The organism is Mesorhizobium sp. WSM4814, from assembly GCF_055811595.1.
Map to the genome: position 1 here is coordinate 260,626 of NZ_JBVVQT010000003.1, position 17,238 is coordinate 277,863.

At 57.8% G+C, this 17,238-nt stretch carries 14 protein-coding genes and 2 pseudogenes; 7 read left to right on the plus strand and 9 right to left on the minus strand.

The genetic code is table 11. The features are described from left to right. Positions 1-29: 29 nt before the first annotated feature. Positions 30-1,442 (plus strand): hypothetical protein, encoded by a 1,413-nt coding sequence (locus AC0L2V_RS07595; RefSeq protein ID WP_473519796.1) that lies wholly within the window; start codon positions 30-32, stop codon positions 1,440-1,442. 205 nt (positions 1,443-1,647) lie between these two features. Here AC0L2V_RS07595 and AC0L2V_RS07600 read toward each other — a convergent pair whose 3' ends face one another. From AC0L2V_RS07600 to AC0L2V_RS07615, 4 genes and pseudogenes are all read right to left on the minus strand, one after another. Then, entirely contained in the window at positions 1,648-2,238 is a 591-nt protein-coding gene (locus AC0L2V_RS07600) for a flavodoxin family protein (RefSeq protein WP_473509527.1), read from the minus strand. 213 nt (positions 2,239-2,451) lie between these two features. After that, a pseudogene (locus tag AC0L2V_RS07605) lies at positions 2,452-2,760 on the minus strand (ATP-binding protein); the annotation flags it as partial. Positions 2,761-2,982: 222 nt separating this feature from the next. Beyond that, positions 2,983-4,179 (minus strand): acyltransferase family protein, encoded by a 1,197-nt coding sequence (locus tag AC0L2V_RS07610; RefSeq protein ID WP_473509529.1) that lies wholly within the window; start codon positions 4,177-4,179, stop codon positions 2,983-2,985. Positions 4,180-4,300: 121 nt separating this feature from the next. Then, a complete protein-coding gene (locus AC0L2V_RS07615) occupies positions 4,301-5,737 on the minus strand; it encodes a polysaccharide biosynthesis/export family protein (RefSeq protein WP_473509531.1) in 1,437 nt (478 codons plus the stop codon). 466 nt (positions 5,738-6,203) lie between these two features. Between AC0L2V_RS07615 and AC0L2V_RS07620 the strand changes: the two genes are divergently transcribed. The 4 genes from AC0L2V_RS07620 (at position 6,204) to AC0L2V_RS07635 (ending at position 10,705) form a co-directional block, all read left to right on the plus strand. Beyond that, positions 6,204-7,487, plus strand: a complete 1,284-nt coding sequence (locus tag AC0L2V_RS07620; RefSeq protein ID WP_473509734.1) for a glycosyltransferase — start codon at positions 6,204-6,206, stop codon at positions 7,485-7,487. Positions 7,488-7,720: 233 nt separating this feature from the next. Then, positions 7,721-8,704, plus strand: a complete 984-nt coding sequence (locus tag AC0L2V_RS07625) for a class I SAM-dependent methyltransferase (RefSeq protein ID WP_473519797.1) — start codon at positions 7,721-7,723, stop codon at positions 8,702-8,704. Between the two features lie 25 nt (positions 8,705-8,729). After that, positions 8,730-9,689, plus strand: coding sequence for a glycosyltransferase family 2 protein (locus tag AC0L2V_RS07630; protein WP_473519798.1), 960 nt, complete (start codon positions 8,730-8,732; stop codon positions 9,687-9,689). Between the two features lie 26 nt (positions 9,690-9,715). Beyond that, a complete protein-coding gene (locus AC0L2V_RS07635; RefSeq protein WP_473519799.1) occupies positions 9,716-10,705 on the plus strand; it encodes a hypothetical protein in 990 nt (329 codons plus the stop codon). Here the strand turns inward: AC0L2V_RS07635 and AC0L2V_RS07640 are convergent. Then, on the minus strand, positions 10,692-10,940 hold the full coding sequence (locus AC0L2V_RS07640; RefSeq protein WP_473519888.1) for a hypothetical protein: 249 nt from the start codon (positions 10,938-10,940) through the stop codon (positions 10,692-10,694). The two genes, AC0L2V_RS07635 and AC0L2V_RS07640, sit on opposite strands and share 14 nt — an antisense overlap. Before the next feature lie 219 nt (positions 10,941-11,159). Between AC0L2V_RS07640 and AC0L2V_RS07645 the strand changes: the two are divergent. Beyond that, positions 11,160-11,388, plus strand: a pseudogene (locus AC0L2V_RS07645) (transposase); the annotation flags it as partial. A gap of 26 nt (positions 11,389-11,414) precedes the next feature. Here the strand turns inward: AC0L2V_RS07645 and AC0L2V_RS07650 are convergent. The 4 genes from AC0L2V_RS07650 to AC0L2V_RS07665 all read right to left on the minus strand — a co-directional run bounded on the left by AC0L2V_RS07650 (position 11,415) and on the right by AC0L2V_RS07665 (position 16,400). Further along, positions 11,415-12,860: a lipopolysaccharide biosynthesis protein gene (locus tag AC0L2V_RS07650; RefSeq protein ID WP_473509541.1), complete on the minus strand. Its 1,446-nt coding sequence runs from the start codon at positions 12,858-12,860 to the stop codon at positions 11,415-11,417. A 788-nt stretch (positions 12,861-13,648) separates the two neighbouring features. Continuing rightward, the gene (locus tag AC0L2V_RS07655) at positions 13,649-14,872 is read right to left on the minus strand and encodes a class I SAM-dependent methyltransferase (RefSeq protein WP_473519800.1); all 1,224 of its coding nucleotides are present in this window, start codon (positions 14,870-14,872) and stop codon (positions 13,649-13,651) included. After that, positions 14,869-16,122, minus strand: coding sequence for a class I SAM-dependent methyltransferase (locus AC0L2V_RS07660; RefSeq protein ID WP_473519801.1), 1,254 nt, complete (start codon positions 16,120-16,122; stop codon positions 14,869-14,871). The genes AC0L2V_RS07655 and AC0L2V_RS07660 overlap by 4 nt, the downstream gene beginning before the upstream one ends. Before the next feature lie 20 nt (positions 16,123-16,142). Continuing rightward, positions 16,143-16,400, minus strand: coding sequence for a hypothetical protein (locus tag AC0L2V_RS07665; RefSeq protein WP_473519802.1), 258 nt, complete (start codon positions 16,398-16,400; stop codon positions 16,143-16,145). A gap of 398 nt (positions 16,401-16,798) precedes the next feature. Between AC0L2V_RS07665 and AC0L2V_RS07670 the strand changes: the two genes are divergently transcribed. Then, positions 16,799-17,218 carry a PIG-L deacetylase family protein gene (locus AC0L2V_RS07670; protein WP_473519889.1) on the plus strand — a complete coding sequence of 140 codons (420 nt, stop codon included), beginning with the start codon at positions 16,799-16,801 and terminating at the stop codon, positions 17,216-17,218. The last annotated feature ends 20 nt before the right edge of the window (positions 17,219-17,238 follow it).

Genomic DNA, 17,238 nt, shown 5'->3' on the forward strand with positions numbered 1-17,238 from the left:
GTTCACGCCGCTGGGTTGGACATAGCGTCATGCAGGTCTCGTTCATCGGTCTCTTAGTTTGTACTGGAATATTGCTTCTAGGATGCTATTTCCGGGCTCCATTAATCATCGGGCTCATTGTGTCGCTGACATTCGGTGCAACAGCCGTTGTTACGCTAAGTTCGCTTGGGGGATCGTCGCCACTCATCTTCACGTTCTTCGCTGCGCTTCTGGTGACTGCCGTCGCCTTCAGGCGACGAATTTGGCGGCACCTCGGCGATGTATTCGGCGAAATCCGACCGATCTGGGCCCTCTGCGCGCTGATGCTCTATGCCATGGTCGGCGCCTGGTTGTTCCCGCGCTTCTTCGCGGGAGATACTATTGTCTTTGTACAATCGACAATGCGACGCGGAGTCGTGGAGGCTCCGCTTGCACCCGTGTCGGGCAATATCTCACAAACCGGATATTTCGTTTTGGGGGGGCTCACTGCTATTGCCCTGTGCGTTCTGCTTCTGCACAAGGATAGAATGGACCAAATTCGGCGCGCATTCCTTCTCTCATGCGGTCTCCACTGCGGGATGGGATTGATCGACCTAATCGGCAAGCTAGCAGGAGCAGGAGATGTCCTTCGGCCGATCCGCACAGCCAACTACGCGATGCTCTCAGAAGTTAAGACGGGTGGTTTTTGGCGCATTGCGGGTGCCGCCTCCGAGGCATCGGCCTTCGGCGGCGGATCACTCGCCTGCTTAGCATTCTGTTATGTTTACTGGCGCAAAACGAAGTCGCGGCTGGCGGGGGGGCTGGCTGTTCTGGTGCTTGTCCTTTTGGCCCTTTCCACGTCTTCGGTGGCCTATGTGGGACTAGCCATACTGAGCATTCCTGTTGCGATCTCTATCTTGCGCTCATTCCTTTCCGGCCGCTTCGACAAGACCGAAATCTTGATCCTCACCGTCGTTTCGCTTGGTGTTTGCATGGCCTTGGCGATCGGCCTTTATGATGAGGGTTTCTTCACTCCATACGTCCAACTACTTGATTCTATGGTTATAAATAAGGGAAATTCCTCCTCTGGCCAGGAGCGAGCGTACTGGAATGCTAAAAGTATGGAGGCGTTCTTCGAGACGAGCGGTCTCGGTGTAGGCTTGGGCAGTTCGCGTGCATCTAGCTGGCCGATCGCAGTTGCGTCACAGCTTGGCTTGGTCGGCGGCCTGATGATGGTAGTACTCTTGGTGGTGGTTTTTCGGGGCATGGGAAGCCTCAAACAGTATGTCGATCCAGAAACCAACGCAGTGGTGTCAAGCGTACGAGCTTGTGCTCTGGCTTCCATTGTTGCCGGCTCTCTGGCCGGTGGGAGCGCCGATCCGGGTATCGGCTTTTTCATTGCTGTTGCGGTCATCTGCGCAACCAGGGTCCGTGCTCTAGGCGCAAGTACGCCCGTCACGCGGCTCCCGACGCAGGACTCCTAGGTTCGGCCCGCGACCGGCGGGTCGGATCGCCTGAAGGCTCCTGATACGGAGATCCTTGTCAAACGGCGTTGAAGATTGACCCCTTATCGGCGTGCAATATTGACCCCTAAGGTCGGTGAGCTGATCCGATCCGTCGAGGCTGCTCGGGGTTGCGCACCTGGGCGGTCGTGTCTCACCACGCGAGGAGGTAAGAGATGTGCCGGTATCACCTGCTCCCGACCCACTGCCGGATCTCGTCAGCCAATTGCTCGAGAACGCCCATCGTCCCGTCGGGGAGCGGGTCCGGAAACCGTTGCTCGGGATACGCGAGCGTTCCCCCCAGATGGACCGGCTGGACGCAGGGCATCTCGTGCTGTTCGAAAAACTTGATCATGTTGTCCGCGCATAGGCGCACACTCGGATCGTCCGCGGGATCGGTGGCGCCGTTGACGATGACCGCTCCGAGTTTTCCTTTGAGCTGTTGTCCGTCGCGCCACAGGGGATCCGATCTGTTAAGCAAGACGACGCCCAGGGCCGGCGGCATTCCGAAGCAGGTGGGAGTAGCCATCAGAATCACGTCCGACTCTTTCATGAGTGACAGAACACGATCGATCCCGTCGCCGTGGTATCCGAACGTTTGATAACACTGCTCGCACCCGAGACAGTCGATACGCTCATCGGCCAGACGCACCTGTTCCACGACCTTCACCCGCCGATTTCTCTCGAGCGAGCGAAAAACCTCGCCGAGCATCCGCGCTGAGTTACTGGACGCGCGTGGGCTGCAGTCTATTCCAATGATGGTCGTCGCTTTGTCCATGTGAGGATCCCTAGTAAGGCGTGACAGCTCGATACCGAATGGCACGGGGCGAAGTTTTGAGTATCCCCACCTATGGCCTCAAAGTCGACGATACTCGCTCTTTACCTTTGAATTTTCCGGATCACAATATTGACCCCCCTAAGGTCGGTGAGCTGATCCGATCCGTCGAGGCTGCTCGGGGTTGCGCACCTGGGCGGTTCAGCGGGTTGGGGTTCAGGCGCGGTTCTTGAAGCGCCAGCTCTCGTTGCCGGTCTCGACGATATCGCAGTGGTGAGTGAGCCGGTCGAGGAGCGCGGTGGTCATCTTGGCGTCACCGAAGACCAAGGGCCATTCCCCGAAGGTCAGGTTGGTGGTGACGATGACCGAGGTCTGCTCGTAGAGGCGGCTGACCAGGTGGAATAGCAGTTGGCCACCGGACTGGGCGAATGGCAGATAGCCAAGTTCATCGAGCACGACGAAGTCTTTGCGCCCGAGATAATCGGCCTTGCGTCCCTGCCGGCCGGCTCGGGTTTCGGCCTCGAGCGAGCCCATCGGCAACATGCCGCCGGCCGAAGCCGAGGAACGCTACGACGCCATGTTGGATGAACCAGCCATAGCCGCGTGACTCAAACGAAACAGCTTCGATCAACTCGGGGCGGTTCACATTTACGGGCGCCGGCTCTTTGCAAAGGTGTTGCTCCCGCGCCGCGCTGGCAGAGTTGGCAAACAAAAGCGAGAGGAAAGCAAGAGCAATACGCACTGTTGTCATGTCGGCATCTCGGAAATTTGCCCGGTGGGAGATCGCAGATTGTGGATATCCAGGAAGCGGCGTTCGAAAAATCGGAATGAAAGTTCTGCGGCGACAATCGTCAGAAGGTATGCCAACAAGAACAACGCGATCCACGTATGGATTGGCCTCGGGTTCGCCGAAAAGTCCATTATCGGAGAGAGGGCCAACTTGGCCGCGACGACCGCAATCGCATGGTAAATGTATGCGCCATATGAAATCTCTCCAATATGTTGGAGAGATTTCAGTCTCAAAAGCCAGTGAACGGAACGGTGCTCCACAGCGGCAAGGCTTACAAGGCCGGCAGAGGCGGCGGCTAGCGCACTGTAAAGGAATACTTCGCGATACTGCCCCCACAGAATTCCGGAGAGGACGTTTTTTAGAATGTCGATGCCCCGCGCTTCCACGACATAGTAGTTAATGCTTGTGTAAAGTATTACATAGATGAAAAGTAAGCAGGTTCCAACTATTGCAACAAATGGAGCTTTTCTTTGGAGCATTCCATATTTACTTAAAAAAGCTAGCAAACAGCCCGTCGCAAAGGCGTCGGTATGAAGAAATGATCCAGCGTAGACCGCGTACGCGCTGGTTTCGGCACCCCATCCGATTCTGGTTAGGCCAATCGATACGGCTAGGCGCAACATAGGCGCCAAGATGAGCATAGAAAGTAGCAGCAAGACTACGGTGCGGCGGGACATCAGGAACAGCGCAAAGCCGTAGATGACGTAGAACTGCATCTCCACTGAGATAGTCCACAGGTGCCCGACGGGCCAAGAATCAAGCTCACCTCGCCCAAGCGTCATGGCCAGATTGTTGATAAACCCCAGTAGCGAGCCAAGAGCGATCAGGTCGAGGCTACTCCCACTCACAAGGATGGTCACGACACCTGCGCAGATGTAGGCGAAATAGACAGGGACGATCCTAAGTGCGCGCCTGCGAAAAAACCCTACCAACCTTTCTAGCGCCGGTTGATCGCTTTCCCGGCTTATCACCGTAAGGGTAACAACGTATCCGGAGATCACGAAAAAGAGCCACACACCCGTCCATCCAAATGGTAACAATCCGCAATGCTGTGCCACGACCGCCGTCATGGCTAAGCCTCTCAATGCGTCAACTGGGCCAACTCGCTGGCTGTTTTTCGGCATGTACGGAGACATCATCGACTGCGTTGGCATGCTCATATTCCTTCGGTCCGAGCTTCTCCCTCCTGCTCAGGTGGCTGAAGGCGCTTTTGTGGCTTCTCCTCGTCGCCTCTCAAAGTCGTCTGCCTCATCCTGCCAAAAATCCGCCGGGAGGCTACGGAATGCCTACAGTGTCGCCGGCGGTCTCTGCCTTGAGTTCTATTCCCGGCGCCTCATGCCGCTCGGTCGATGTCAGGTCCAGCGCGCCCGTTTCATCCTCAGCCAGTGGTATTTCAACCTTGATCGTGTCTCCGGGCTCGACGGCACTCGTTTCGTCAGCTTGGATTTGCACTGTCGCACCGTCCGCCGACGGCCGGAAAATCGTGTAGATCGGCGCAGCCAGCTCCGCGTCGGCTCGGCGGGCAAGAAGGCTCGGGGCAGATACCGCGGACTCGTACAATAGCCGCCTTGTCGTCTCTGTCTTGCTTTCGAGAGCATCGAGCTCAGCTTGCGTTTGACGCAGATCGACCGTTATCTCATTTTCGCGCCCATCCTGGAGCTCGAGAATTGATATGTCAGTTTTACTGATTTCCTGGCGCCCGCGCAGCAGACTGGTTTCCGCCGACAACCTCTCGCTCTGCGCCTGGGCAAGGGCCCGCTCCAGAGAAAACTCGCGCGGCGCCGCCGCAAGACCTTTGGCGACAAGCGCCGAAACCGCTGTCAATTCTTTCTGGATTGAGCCGATCTGCTTGTCGAGAAAAACGAGTTGCGCTTCCAGCGAGGCAAGTTCCTTCTGGAGGAACTCGCGGAGACCAAGAAGCGCCTTGACCTGAGTGTCCAATCCCTCGCTGCGCGCCTGGAAGATCAAGCGTTCCTGCTTCAAGAGCACGGCAAAGACGTCGTCCTGAATACGCGACGTCAACTGGGCCGGAAACTGAATGTCGCTGGCATGCGAGAGTTCCGCCTCGAGCCGTGCCTTGCGAGCGAGGAGACTGGCCTCGCTCAGTCTAAGCAGGCTCACATCCCCTTGGCCCTGGATCACCTCGCGCTCGAACCTGGCATCCCTGTCCTCTCGAGTCCGCAACCCGCCCGCGATGCTCAATGCCTGCAAGATGGTCAGCCCGGGCCGGTATGCGAATTCTCCCGACTGCGTCACCTTGCCGACGACGTAGAACGGTCGGAACTGGACGATTTCAACAGCGGTGTTCGGTTTTCGCGAGAGGCCGACGCTTTTCATGAGGCTGTCGCCGATCGAGTTCGCGATCTCACCGGTGGTGAGTCCGGCAGCCTTGATTTCGCCGACCAGCGGTAGCGAAACGGAGCCATTGGGACCGACTATGTATTCGTCATTGAGAGCATCCCAGCCAAAAATCTTGTCGCGTGATGCACGCCATTCGTAGACCTTGACGCGGAGCTTGTCCTGCGGGCCGAGCACATAGTCTGTGGGGTTTGCAGCCGAGGCACCCAACATGCAGGCCAGGGACATCCCCGCATACACCACGACGTGGAGAATGCGCCAACCGTTGCGCCGAGCCGACAGGTTGCCCAGGCGCCGAACTCGATGATTTGAACGAGCGCCGCTGTCGACGGAAAAAGGCAGTTCCTGGAGCATCTCTTACCTCTGCACTAGATCTTCAGATTCTACTCGGGCTCCACCCAGCCCCTTGCGACTGTGAAAGAAGCCGAGTCACTTGTTCCTTGCGACCAAACGTTGCGACGATCACGACCACTATCATCGACGATCAACTCTCCTCGCGGGCAATGGGTACAGATACGGCGCGCGACCACTGCTTGCGAAGTGAGCGCGCCATGATCCTAATCCGCCGGTCGCGCCGATACAGCCTGCGCATAAGGTTAGCGTTGATGCGTGCTTAGACCCATCGAAGTAGGAGGCGTACCTCGTTGGAGTACATCGGGCCTCGGGAGGGTGCGGCGCTTAACCCGATAGGCAGCTTGTTTGGACGGGGCGGACGACACACAGTCGCTGAGCATCCGGGCAACAAAGAATTCCGGAAAAAGGTGCCAACATTCCGGGAGGGCAATGCATGCGCCATGTGCGACAGCCGAAAGCAACCACCATGGTGGGCCGGGATACCAAACATTTGCGATCGATCAGCAAGACGCCATTTGCCGGCATCGACCGCAACGCGCGCATCGCCGTCGTGCATGATTGGTGCCCGAACTTTCGGGGAGGGGAGCAGGTCCTTGCCCGGATCTGCAAGATTTTTCCGAGAGCCGAGGTTTTCACCCTGTTTGATTTTCTCCCGAAGGAGATCAAGGAAGAGTATTTTCCAGGCGTAATTTTCCACGTTTCCGGCATGAATCGACTTCCCTTCGTGGAAAAGTACTACAGGTCACTATTCTTTCTCTGCCCGTTTATGATCGAACAATTTGATGTCACGGGTTATGACGCGGTAATTTCCTCTTCGGCCGCATTCTCTCGAGGCGTTCTGACCCGCCCGGACCAACTACATTTGTGCTATGTGCACAGTCCGGTGCGATATGCGTGGGACGAGCAATTCTCCTATTTGCAGCAGGCCCGCTTGGGATTTGGGCCGAAGGGTCTCGTCTTTCGCTACATGCTTCACAGGCTGCGGACCTGGGACACGAGAACGGCGCACGGTCCTGACCTGATGCTGGCAAACTCGAATTATGTCCGCTCTCGAATCGAACGGATTTACGGCCGCGACGCGCGGGTCGTCCATCCGCCCGTCGCCACCGAGGATCTTAAACTCGTCGTCAACAAGGATGACTACTACGTCACGGCCGCGTTCCACGCCCCGTATAAACGAACGGATCTGATAATCGAGGCGTTCAGCAAAACGCCGTTGCGTCGCTTGGTTGTTGTCGGCGACGAAGTACAATCCAAACATCTGCGATCGCTTGCCGGCCCCAACATAGTCTTCACCGGCTATCTGCCGCGGCATGAATACATCGAAAAAATCGCCAAGGCTCGTGCGATGGTGTTCGCCGGATGCGAGGACTTCGGGATAACGCTTGCCGAGGCCCAGGCGTGCGGCACGCCATTGATCGCTTTCGGCCGCGGCGGCGCGCGCGACATTGTCCGGCCGCTTGGCGAGAGCGCCCATCCGACAGGTGTGCTCTTCGACCGTCAGGCCATCGATTCCGTAGCTGGGGCCATTGATCTATTCGAGAAAAATGCGCTGTCCATTACGCCGCACGCCTGTCGCGTGAACGCGACCCGGTTCTCCGAGGAAAGGTTCGACCTGGCGATACTCGACGCCCTTGGCCTGGCCCAGTCTGTCCAACTCGCTCGCGCGACCGAGTACAATGAACTCTTCGGAGCCGAGAGCTCGACGCGCGATATAACCGGTTCACTTGTCGAGCCAATTTTACAATGAATTCGGTTGACCTTCACATGGCAAGCAACAGAAAAGCGCTTCGACCGGCCGCGTGCCCGTGCTGCTCGGCGCCGGTCAGCCGGTCAATCTACCGGGTCGAATCCATCCCGGTGCATAGTTGTGTCCTGCTGAACTCGGCCCGAGAAGCCCACGCCTTTCCCCGCCGCGACCTTGACCTCGCATTCTGCGACGCATGCGGATTCATATTCAACAGGGCCTTTGACGAGACGATCATGGGTTACTCGACCAATTTCGAGGAATCCCAGCATTTTTCCAGCACCTTCAACAGTTTCGCGAAAGGACTTGCACGCGAGATTGCACAAAAATGTGCGATAGCCGGCAAGCACGTGTTGGAGATCGGCTGCGGCAAGGGTGAATTTCTCCGCGAACTTTGCATATCGGGCGGCTCCACCGGGCTCGGTATTGATCCAGCCTATCGAGCCGACAAAGGCCGCAATGATGAGTACGGCGACGTCAAGATCATCGTCGACTATTTCGGACCGGACTACCAGCATCTCCAGGCGGATACGGTCCTCTGTCGCCACACGCTCGAACACGTCAGCTCGGTGTCGAGTTTCGTGCGGCTGATCCGCAAGATGATCGGCAAAAGGACCCAGGATTGGGCGGTCTTCGAGACGCCTGATGCAAAACGTGTGCTCGTGGAGAGCGCGTTCTGGGACATTTACTATGAGCATTGCTCCTATTTCAGTCCTGGCGCGCACGCACGCCTGTTTCGCCAGGAAGGTTTCGACGTTACTGATCTGGAGCTCGTCTATGACAACCAGTACATCGTTCAGTACGCCCGGCCCTCAGCCGGCCGGACGATGCCGAGACTACCGCTCGAGCACGATCTGGAAGTGATGCACCGTTTGGCGGAAACCTTTCCCGCTCGCGTGCGTGCGGTTCAGGATTTCTGGCAGGAGCGCATCCGCGCCGCATACGCCGCCGGCCGGCGGGTCGTCCTGTGGGGCGGCGGCTCCAAGGCAGTGTCGTTCCTGACGACCTTGCAGCTTGGAGACGAAGTCTGGGCAGCAGTCGACATCAACCCATACAAGCAAGGCAAGTTTACGCCCGGGACCGGTCACCCGGTCATCGCGCCAAGCGACTTGTTGGACGCTCCCCCTGATCTCGTCATCGTCATGAACCCGATATACGTGAACGAAGTGGCGCAATCCTTGATTGCACTGGACCTGCGGCCGGAAGTTGTCGCGGTCTGACGTCCACCCCAGAAGGAGCCTGGAAATGGAACATTCCAAGTCGCCAAAGGTATCCCTTGGTTTACCCGTCTACAACGGCGAGAATTTCCTGTCCGATGCGATTCAGTCGATCCTCGAGCAAGATTTCGGCGATTTCGAACTTGTCATCACCGATAATGCTTCGACGGACAGGACAGCGGATATATGCTTGGAATTTGCGCAGCGGGACAGGCGCATACGCTATGTCCGAAACGTTCGCAACTTGGGAGCCGGTGCCAATTTCAATCGAGCGTTCCAACTGAGCACAGGCGAATATTTCAAATGGTGCGCGCACGATGACCGCTTGAGCAGTGGTTTCTTGACAGACTGCGTGCGTGCGCTTGACGCAAATGCCCGCCACGTCATTGCCTACCCGCGACTGCTGGGGATCGACGAAACTGGGCAACTGACTTCCTATGTCGAAAGGGTGCTGCCGGACATGGGAGGATCGACGCCCGCATCCCGCTTCCGGTTGATGGTTGCTGCGCACGGTTGGGATGCTGCGATGTTCGGCCTCTGGCGCCGGGCGTCGTTAGCTAAAACGACACTGCACGAGCCCTACTACGGCTCGGATTGTGCGCTTCTGGCCGAGATGGCTCTTCTCGGGACGTTTGTTCATGCGCCCAGCGCGATACTATACAGCCGTGATCATCCGACGCGCTCGGTGCGATTGCCAAGCTCCGAGCGACTGGCTTGGCAAAATCCTGGTGGCTCCACGGCGAATGCCTTTGAGTTGTCGAGGCGGCTAAAACACCTCGTCGCAATTGCCTATCGGCACAGGCGCAAAGCACCGTTGGGCATGACACTGCTTCATCTGGTTGCGTGGATCTTGGATCCGCTGCTTATCGCGAGACTGTTCCTGGAACTTGTAGGCGCTGTTTCTCCGCAGCTTCGTACCAAGCTCCGCGGCGCTGGCTTGGGAGCGCTGAAGCGCATTGATGCCGCGTCCAACCGATCGCCTGTCTAGAAACGTGACCCGCCGGGAGGCCTTGTATGAACCTTCGCCAAGTCACGCCCGCGGCCGCAGCAGTGTCAGACTTCCGAAAATTGCCAGAGGGTTCGGGCAAGAGAAATCTGGTGATCGTCCGGGCGGGGCGTAGCTCTTTGCATGCCGGCTGGACTGAGGGGGCGGGCGACGCCGACTTCGATCTTCTCGTCGCCGCCTACGAGGCTGGCGTCTCCCATGGACAGAACGATTTCAGTGTATTTCTCCCGGGGCGCAAGATCGCCGGCTATCATGCCTTGTTTCAATGCTACCCCGAAATTGTGACGCGATATGATCTCATTGCACTGATCGACGATGACATCGAGACGACGAAGCTGGACTTGAATCGTCTGTTCGCCATCGGCCGCCGCTATAAACTTGATCTGTTTCAGCCAGCACTGTCTTGGGACAGCTATTTCTCCTACGCAGCGACGCTTGTCAGCGGCAAGCGATACTTGTTGCGATATACCAACACGGTCGAGATGATGTGCCCGGTGTTCAGCGCCAGGTGCCTGCAAACGGCGTTGAAACTGTTCGGGCTCGGCTACGAGACGGGAATAGACCTTCTTTGGACCCGCCTGACTGACATGCCTTGGTTGCGGTACGCCATCGTTGACGATGTCGTTGTAAGACACACGCGGCCGGTCGGGACGACAAAGACGCTTCAAGGTTTCGCCGCCAACGAGCGTTATGACGTGCAGATGGATGCGGTGCTGAAGAGGTTCGGCGCTGCGTTTCGCGGGTTCGTAACCTATGCAGCGGTGGACCGGCGCGGGCAGCTCATCCAGTCTCGTTTTCTGATCGGCCTTAACTCCCTGTCCCTTTGGCGGGCGCTGTCCAAGACGCCACTTAGATGGCCGCAGTTTATGCGCGGCTCGACCGACTATACGCGACACTGCTGGCTGAGGCCGGTCAACCTGCAACGGATCGACGTCGATGGAGTGATAAAGTCAGGCCATCAGCCGCAAAGGGTGGATCGCAGGATCAGGCAACGATGATATCGGGCGCAAGACCAAGCTTGTGTGCCGCCTGGGCAACTTCGTCTCGATAGAGCGGGTTCATCATGATGATTGACCGCACGGGTCGGCCGCGCAGGCTCTCCGGCCCAACCACAGTTGTGCCTGTGCCTGGAGAAAAGCGCCCTTGCTTGTGCGGGCTGACGTCGACGAGAGCGCTTATCCGCGCTCGGGAACGACGTTGACGAAAGTGATGCCCTTTGATCCCGCACCCCAGACAAGGTAATGGGTAATCGCGCCACCAGGGGCGACTTTGTCGCGATAGTTTTGGTCGAAGCGGCGGACCAAGGTATCAATCCTTCCAGGGCTTGAAAGACCAGCGGTCATCCCGGTTTCGGGAGGCTTGCTTCGATGAAGAGATACTGGTCACGGTCGCGTCCCCACAGGAGCGAGCGAGCGGCTTTGCGGTGGTCATCAACAGAACCTACGCGCGCTCGTGGAGAAGACTCCGGAATTCCGATCTCTTGCGCGAGATGATTGGCTTTACCGCCGAGCGGCTGATGGAGCTGGAGGTTGGGGCCGCCACCGGCACCGGCCATGGCGAGAAGAACCCGTTGCGCACGGCCCAGCGCAACGGCTATCGCGAGCGCGACTGGGAGACGCGCGCCGGCACCGTCGAGCTGCGCATCCCCAAGCTCAGGAAGGGCTCCTATCTCCCCGGGTTCTTCTAGAGGTCACGCCCGACACCAAACTAGCCGCGAAGCCTGAGGAACAAGTCTCGCGCATTGAACAGGTCAGAGCGCACCAGCACGAAGAGAGCCGTACAATAGACAGCGGCTCCAAGGCCAATTGCGCTAATAAGAAGCGTCTCCTGCGCGGCGTGCTCAGGCGCGCTGCTTAGCCACGCGCTGACGGCGCCGAACATCAGGAGGGCGGCGAGAGCCAGTCGTGGGAAGATCTCTAGGGGTCTCAGCACGTCGATACGCGCGATGCGCTGAGCGTAGAAGAGGAAGACTGGTAGGAGGACCAGGCCGCAGGCTACGAGCGCCACCATCGTCATCTCAAGGCTGATCTGCGCAGTGACGGACAACAGCATCGTTGCGACAACAGAGTAGGCAATGTTCAACTTCAGGATCAACCTGGAGTGACCCATTGCAAGGATCGTAAACGCGCAGAGGCTGTCAATCGTGCGTTGCAGGCCCAGCAGCATGAGAATCTGGACAGCGACGACCCCGCTGGCCCATTGCGGGCCGAAGATAAAGGGGACCGCGATCGGTGCGATCGCGGCAAATCCGATGAATGCAGGAAACCCTGCTATCCCGGCGATGCGGACGGTCGTGTTGAAAAAACGGTCGATCTTTTCGGGTTGATCTTGAATCCGTGACACGGTGGGCATAGTGACAGCCATCAGCGGACTGAGGAATACTTGCACCAGAAGGTCGAGCGGACGACGGGCGAGAGCATAGACTCCGACCGCGTGGGGGCCGAGGAACGTGCCGAGTAGGACCTTTGGAATTTCCTCATTCAAAAAACTCCAAAAAGTCTGGACGATAAGCGGGCCGCCAAATCCTAATAGGTCACGAACCTTTGCATAGGAGAAGGTCAGACGGGGCCGCCAAGAACTGCCAACGAGAAGGACAGCGGTTTCCACAGCCGCTTTTGCAAGGTGCATCCAAATCATGCTCCATACGCCGAAACCGGCTATTACCAAGACGATGCCGAGTGTGCCGCCGACGACGGTGCCGGCAAGTGTACGCAACGCGAACAAGCGGAACTCGAGTTGGCGCTTCAACACAGCCGCAGGTACCGACGAGAGGGCCTGAATTACGACGACCACGCTGCTCCAGCGGATGAGATCTTCGAGAATGGGCTGTCCGAACGCTGCAGCAATCAAACCGGCAGACATCCAGATGAGCCCGCTAATCACTGCGCCGCTCGCGGCGAGAAGCCAGAAGGCCGAGTCAAAGTGTAAGGACTCAATTTTAGGGTGCTGAATGAGTGCCTCCGGTATTCCGATCGTGACCGGAACAGCAAGAATGACGGGTACAACCATGGAGAGGGCGGCGAGGCCGAATGCCTCAGGTCCGAGGTGCCTGGCCAACACGACAAAAATGGCAAACATGGCTGCTTGCCGCCCCCATGTTTCGACTGCTGTCCAAGCTGCGCCGCTGACAATCTTCGCGCCGATCGATGTCATCGCATGTCTCTTTGCCCGTTGGAGGACGGAACTGCGACCTTCGATCGCGCAGTCAAGGCTTTCCGTCTTCGTCTCACGGCTGCGCCGTTAGCGATCTGGCCTGGTCTACGTGAATAAAAAGGAGAGCCGTCGATCTCTCTCCGGCCATCGTTTATCGAGCTGGAGTCTCGCGAACGCACAGTCGTCGCGGGACACAGATGGCGTTTCGCATGTTTGCTCGTCATTCTATTCCACCATCCACAAGCACGCATGGCTGAGGATGCTGTGGTTGGCGAGGAAGGGTGGCTGCATCCAGTTCTTATTGGTCATAGGCAGCTCCTCTGGAAATCCTCTTTGTAGCGCAATCAAATTAGGCGGTGTTGGCTGATATCCTGATGATATCGCTGCGGCCGCGTTGCCGGGATTCGAATTCGTTCGAGTGCATCTTGCAAACCTTACGCCGGAGCGTGGGAACGTAAACGTACCCAAACGACGTATGTCTTACGCACCCGGGGCAGTTTGGTGCAGTCCGATTACCGATGGACCATCCCGCGTCCCACACGCCCATCCGCGCAGGCGATCAAGAAGCGCCTCTTTCAACGCTGGCTGATATTCAAGGGCAAACGAGGTGCGCCGCGGCAATCAAAGTGAGAGCGCCTCTCTGCCAGATTGTCGGGCTATAACGAGGCGAGAATGTCCGATGACCCTTGGTGGAATGGCCATGTTGACCTCGACCGGCACGGTCATTGGAGTGTATCCCCCACCAATCCCGTTCTGCGCTTTCGTGCCGCCGCGGTTGAATTGAACTTTCATGCAACCGCAATCTCGGGTGTGAAGCCGAGTTCCGCTACGAGACTGGTGATCTCCTCGCGGTAGAGCGGGTTCATGACGATGATTGATTCGACTGGCTGGCCGCGCAACGCCTCCGGAGCGAGGATCGGAGTGCCGGTTCCTGGCGCAAAACGACCTTGCTTGTGCGGATTCACATCGATGATCGCGCGGATCCGATCGGCGCCTGGCACCACATTGACGAATGTAATGCCCTTCGATCCCCCTCCCCAGACGACGATCTGCTGGGGATTGCGCCTCGCGATGTAACCACCCAATCGCTCGATCTTGTCGCGATAGGCGCGCTCGAAATCGCGGACGAGCATCTCGATTTCGCGGCTGTCAACGGAAGTAGCGTACTTGGGGGCAGCCGGCCGCGCCTCAATGTAAAGATACTGGTCGCCGAAAGACGTCCCTGCATCCAGCACTCGAAAGCCAGCCATCTCGAACGCCGCGTTCAGCGAAGCGGGCGTGAAATAGGAGGCGTGCTCATAAATGAGGTCCCAGATTCCCATATCCCGGAGCGTGTAAAGGACATTCGGGACTTCAAAGAAGAACACCGTCTCCGGTGCGATGCCCGGATGGGCGCGAAGGGCGCGCAGGAATTTCACCGGCTCGGCGATATGTTCGAGAACCTGGCGGCATACCACCAGGTCAGGACGCAGATCCGCGTAGGAATCGCCGAACCAGTCTTTGATAAATCGTACTCCAGGGACCGCGTCCCCCCGGTTGTCCTCGAAGCTCTTGTCGAAACCGATTCCCTGCGCGCCGCTGATCAAGCTTAACCGCTTCAGGAAATCCCCCTTGCCGCATCCAATATCGACGATCGTCTTCCCCGAGAGCGCGTAGGTCCTGCTCAGGCGCTCGGCCAGCGTTTCAACAAACGCCACGAAACGGGGGGAGTAATGAAGCGAATTCTCGTAGCTTTGCGTATAACCGATGCGATTTTCCTCGAATGAGGCGTTGAAGACGTGCGTGCAGCCGAGGCAGAAGGTAGTCGCAAATCTGCCGGTCTGTGCCGCGCGTGCCGATGCCGCGTCCGCACAAAGCGCGTTGCAGAGCAGGGGCAACGCTTCGAATAGCACCGAATTGAGCAGATTTCGCTGACCGCAGACCAAGCAATCGGTTGGAATGGAACCCGTCGACTGCATCGGTCCATCGGCTTTCAGGCAAGCCATCTGTGCGCGGTCCGCCTGTTTTGTCATATGATTCTCGGCGTTGGGACGGGGAGGATGAATTTTCCGCCGCGTGCACGATACTCGGCCTGTTGATCGAGAATTTCGTCTACGAAATTCCAAGCAAGGAGAAGCACGTAGTCGGGTTGCACCTCGAGAAGCGCTTCAGTCGAGCGGATCGGCAGGCGCTGTCCGGGCATATATTTGTTGTGTTTATAGTCGTTGCGATCCACGACGAAGTCCACGAGGTCGCGTCCGATGCCGACGGTGTTAATCAGCGTTGCTCCCTTGGCTGCCGCTCCATAGGCGGCAATCGTGGCGCCCTGCGACTTTAACCGGCGTAAGAGCGTGGAAAGGTCGCGCTTCAGCGCGTCGACCTTGCTGGAGAAATCGCGGAAATAGCCGATCGCATCGATCCCGCGCGAGGCTTCATGGGCAAGCTGGTCCTTTACTGTCGCACCCACGTTCTCGCGCGATTCCACGTAAAGGCGCAGCGAACCGCCATGGATTGAAAGGTGCTTGACCTCATTGAGGTAAAGCCCGTGGCGGCGAAAGAGCTTATCCAGTGCAGTAACTGAAAAATAGCAAAGATGCTCGTGATAGATCGTGTCGAACTCACAATGTTCGATCAAAGGTTCGACATAGGGTGCCTCGATAACCGCCACACCGTCATCCTTGAGAAGTCGGGCAATTCCTGCCACAAATCCGTTGGTGTCGGCCACGTGGGCGAGCACGTTATTGGCATGGATAACGTCCGCGCGCATGCCTTGCGCGCGCAGCGTTTCAGCGACATCGCGGGTGAAGAATGCACAGCGCGTGGGCACGCCGACCCTCTCGGCAGCGGCGGCAGGTCCGTCGGCCGGATCAATTCCGAGCACCCGAATTCCCGCCTCGACGTAGTTCTTCAGCAGATAACCATCATTGCTCGCCAATTCGATGACAAGGCTCTCCGGGCCAAGACCGCGGCGGTTGATCAGATCAAGCGCATTCGCACGCGAATGCTTTAAGAGAGCAGGGGAGAAAGAGGAATAATATGGATAAGAATCGGCAAAAAGAATTATCGGATTCACCGTCTCGGTGATCTGGACGAGGCTGCAGTCTTTGCAGAACGCGACGCGCAGCGGAAAACTGGGCTCCGGTTCGCCGATGTCGCTGCTGGTGAGAAGGCGATCGGCCAGTGGCGTTTTACCGAACTCGAGAAACGTCTCAATGCCAGTTCCACCGCAAGATCGGCAGGCCCGCTCGGTTACCGACTTCGCATCTAGGCACATCATGTCCATATCGTCCCCCTTAGCCCGGCTCAGTCTGCTTTGGCCAGAACGGGAACGCGACCAGGTGCTCGTCCAGTTCGCAATCGCGGATCAGCTTTTTCACGTGGGCGATGCGCTTGAAAGCGCTCCCCCTCGAACTCTTCAAGCAAGAGACCAACAATGCCGAATGCCTCGTAGAACTGCGCGACGTCGCGTCGGGCCGTCCGTTGCGGCTTGAACACGTGCAGGCTCTCTGTTTCCTCGGCCAGCCGTGTCCCAAATCCGCCCGCGAGGATACCCACTTTCATAAAGTCTTCCCCACCAGCAAACACACGTCTCGAACGTCCGTGAGTCCTGTTACCATGGGCGATCGGGGTTCAACAACGCGAGCGAACGGATGATGGAAACGCACCAATGTGGACCTTTAGGCGGACCTTCAGCACCATGCTTGATAGTCAATTGCGACTGCGACTTAGGCCGTTTGAAGTAGGAGACTGGTCAGCGTCGGCTGTCATTGTTGCGCCGCATCCGGATGATGAGACGCTGGGTTGCGGTGGCGTTGCGGCCAAAAAGATTGCCTTGGGTGCCTAGGTCCGTTTTGGTTTTTGTCACCGATGGCGCCGCGTCCTCATCGCGACCTTAGGCATCCTGAAACCTTGCGGACGACACGCGAGGCCGGAGCCATAGAAGTGAAGTAGTTCATCGTCTGGGCGCATCATCCGAAAGTGTTACATTCTTACGCCTTCCAGGCGGGGCGGCCAATCATCACGTTCATGAGATAACACATGCGGTCGTGTCGATGCTCAACACATGGCGGCCGCAGAGCGTTTTCGTGAACTATGCAAAGGATCCGACTTCCGATCATGTCGCCGTCAATGCAGCAGTTCGCGCGGCGCTTCGTGCTTATGGTCGCCCTGTTACGGTATTCGAGTATCCAGTCTGGATTGGTACCATTGCGTCGTCCACGCTCAATAGCCTCGCCTGTCTTGGCGATGTTATCGGCGTAATGCGGGAAGCGCTGGCGGCGCATGCGTCGCAGATGCAGCGCCTGGAGAACCAAGATGAATGGCAGACGCTGTCGGACTTGTCGGGGGGAGATTTCGTCGGGCGGTTGCTGGCCGACTAGGAAATGTTCACACGCTACGA

Bases quoted from the DNA above. Each gene is read 5' to 3' on its own strand.
- AC0L2V_RS07595 (WP_473519796.1), top strand. From the start codon at position 30: ATGCAGGTCTCGTTCATCGGTCTCTTAGTTTGTACTGGAATATTGCTT.
- AC0L2V_RS07600 (WP_473509527.1), bottom strand. From the start codon at position 2,238: ATGGACAAAGCGACGACCATCATTGGAATAGACTGCAGCCCACGCGCG.
- AC0L2V_RS07610 (WP_473509529.1), bottom strand. From the start codon at position 4,179: ATGCCAACGCAGTCGATGATGTCTCCGTACATGCCGAAAAACAGCCAG.
- AC0L2V_RS07615 (WP_473509531.1), bottom strand. From the start codon at position 5,737: ATGCTCCAGGAACTGCCTTTTTCCGTCGACAGCGGCGCTCGTTCAAAT.
- AC0L2V_RS07620 (WP_473509734.1), top strand. From the start codon at position 6,204: ATGGTGGGCCGGGATACCAAACATTTGCGATCGATCAGCAAGACGCCA.
- AC0L2V_RS07625 (WP_473519797.1), top strand. From the start codon at position 7,721: ATGGGTTACTCGACCAATTTCGAGGAATCCCAGCATTTTTCCAGCACC.
- AC0L2V_RS07630 (WP_473519798.1), top strand. From the start codon at position 8,730: ATGGAACATTCCAAGTCGCCAAAGGTATCCCTTGGTTTACCCGTCTAC.
- AC0L2V_RS07635 (WP_473519799.1), top strand. From the start codon at position 9,716: ATGAACCTTCGCCAAGTCACGCCCGCGGCCGCAGCAGTGTCAGACTTC.
- AC0L2V_RS07650 (WP_473509541.1), bottom strand. From the start codon at position 12,860: ATGACATCGATCGGCGCGAAGATTGTCAGCGGCGCAGCTTGGACAGCA.
- AC0L2V_RS07655 (WP_473519800.1), bottom strand. From the start codon at position 14,872: ATGACAAAACAGGCGGACCGCGCACAGATGGCTTGCCTGAAAGCCGAT.
- AC0L2V_RS07660 (WP_473519801.1), bottom strand. From the start codon at position 16,122: ATGGACATGATGTGCCTAGATGCGAAGTCGGTAACCGAGCGGGCCTGC.
- AC0L2V_RS07665 (WP_473519802.1), bottom strand. From the start codon at position 16,400: ATGAAAGTGGGTATCCTCGCGGGCGGATTTGGGACACGGCTGGCCGAG.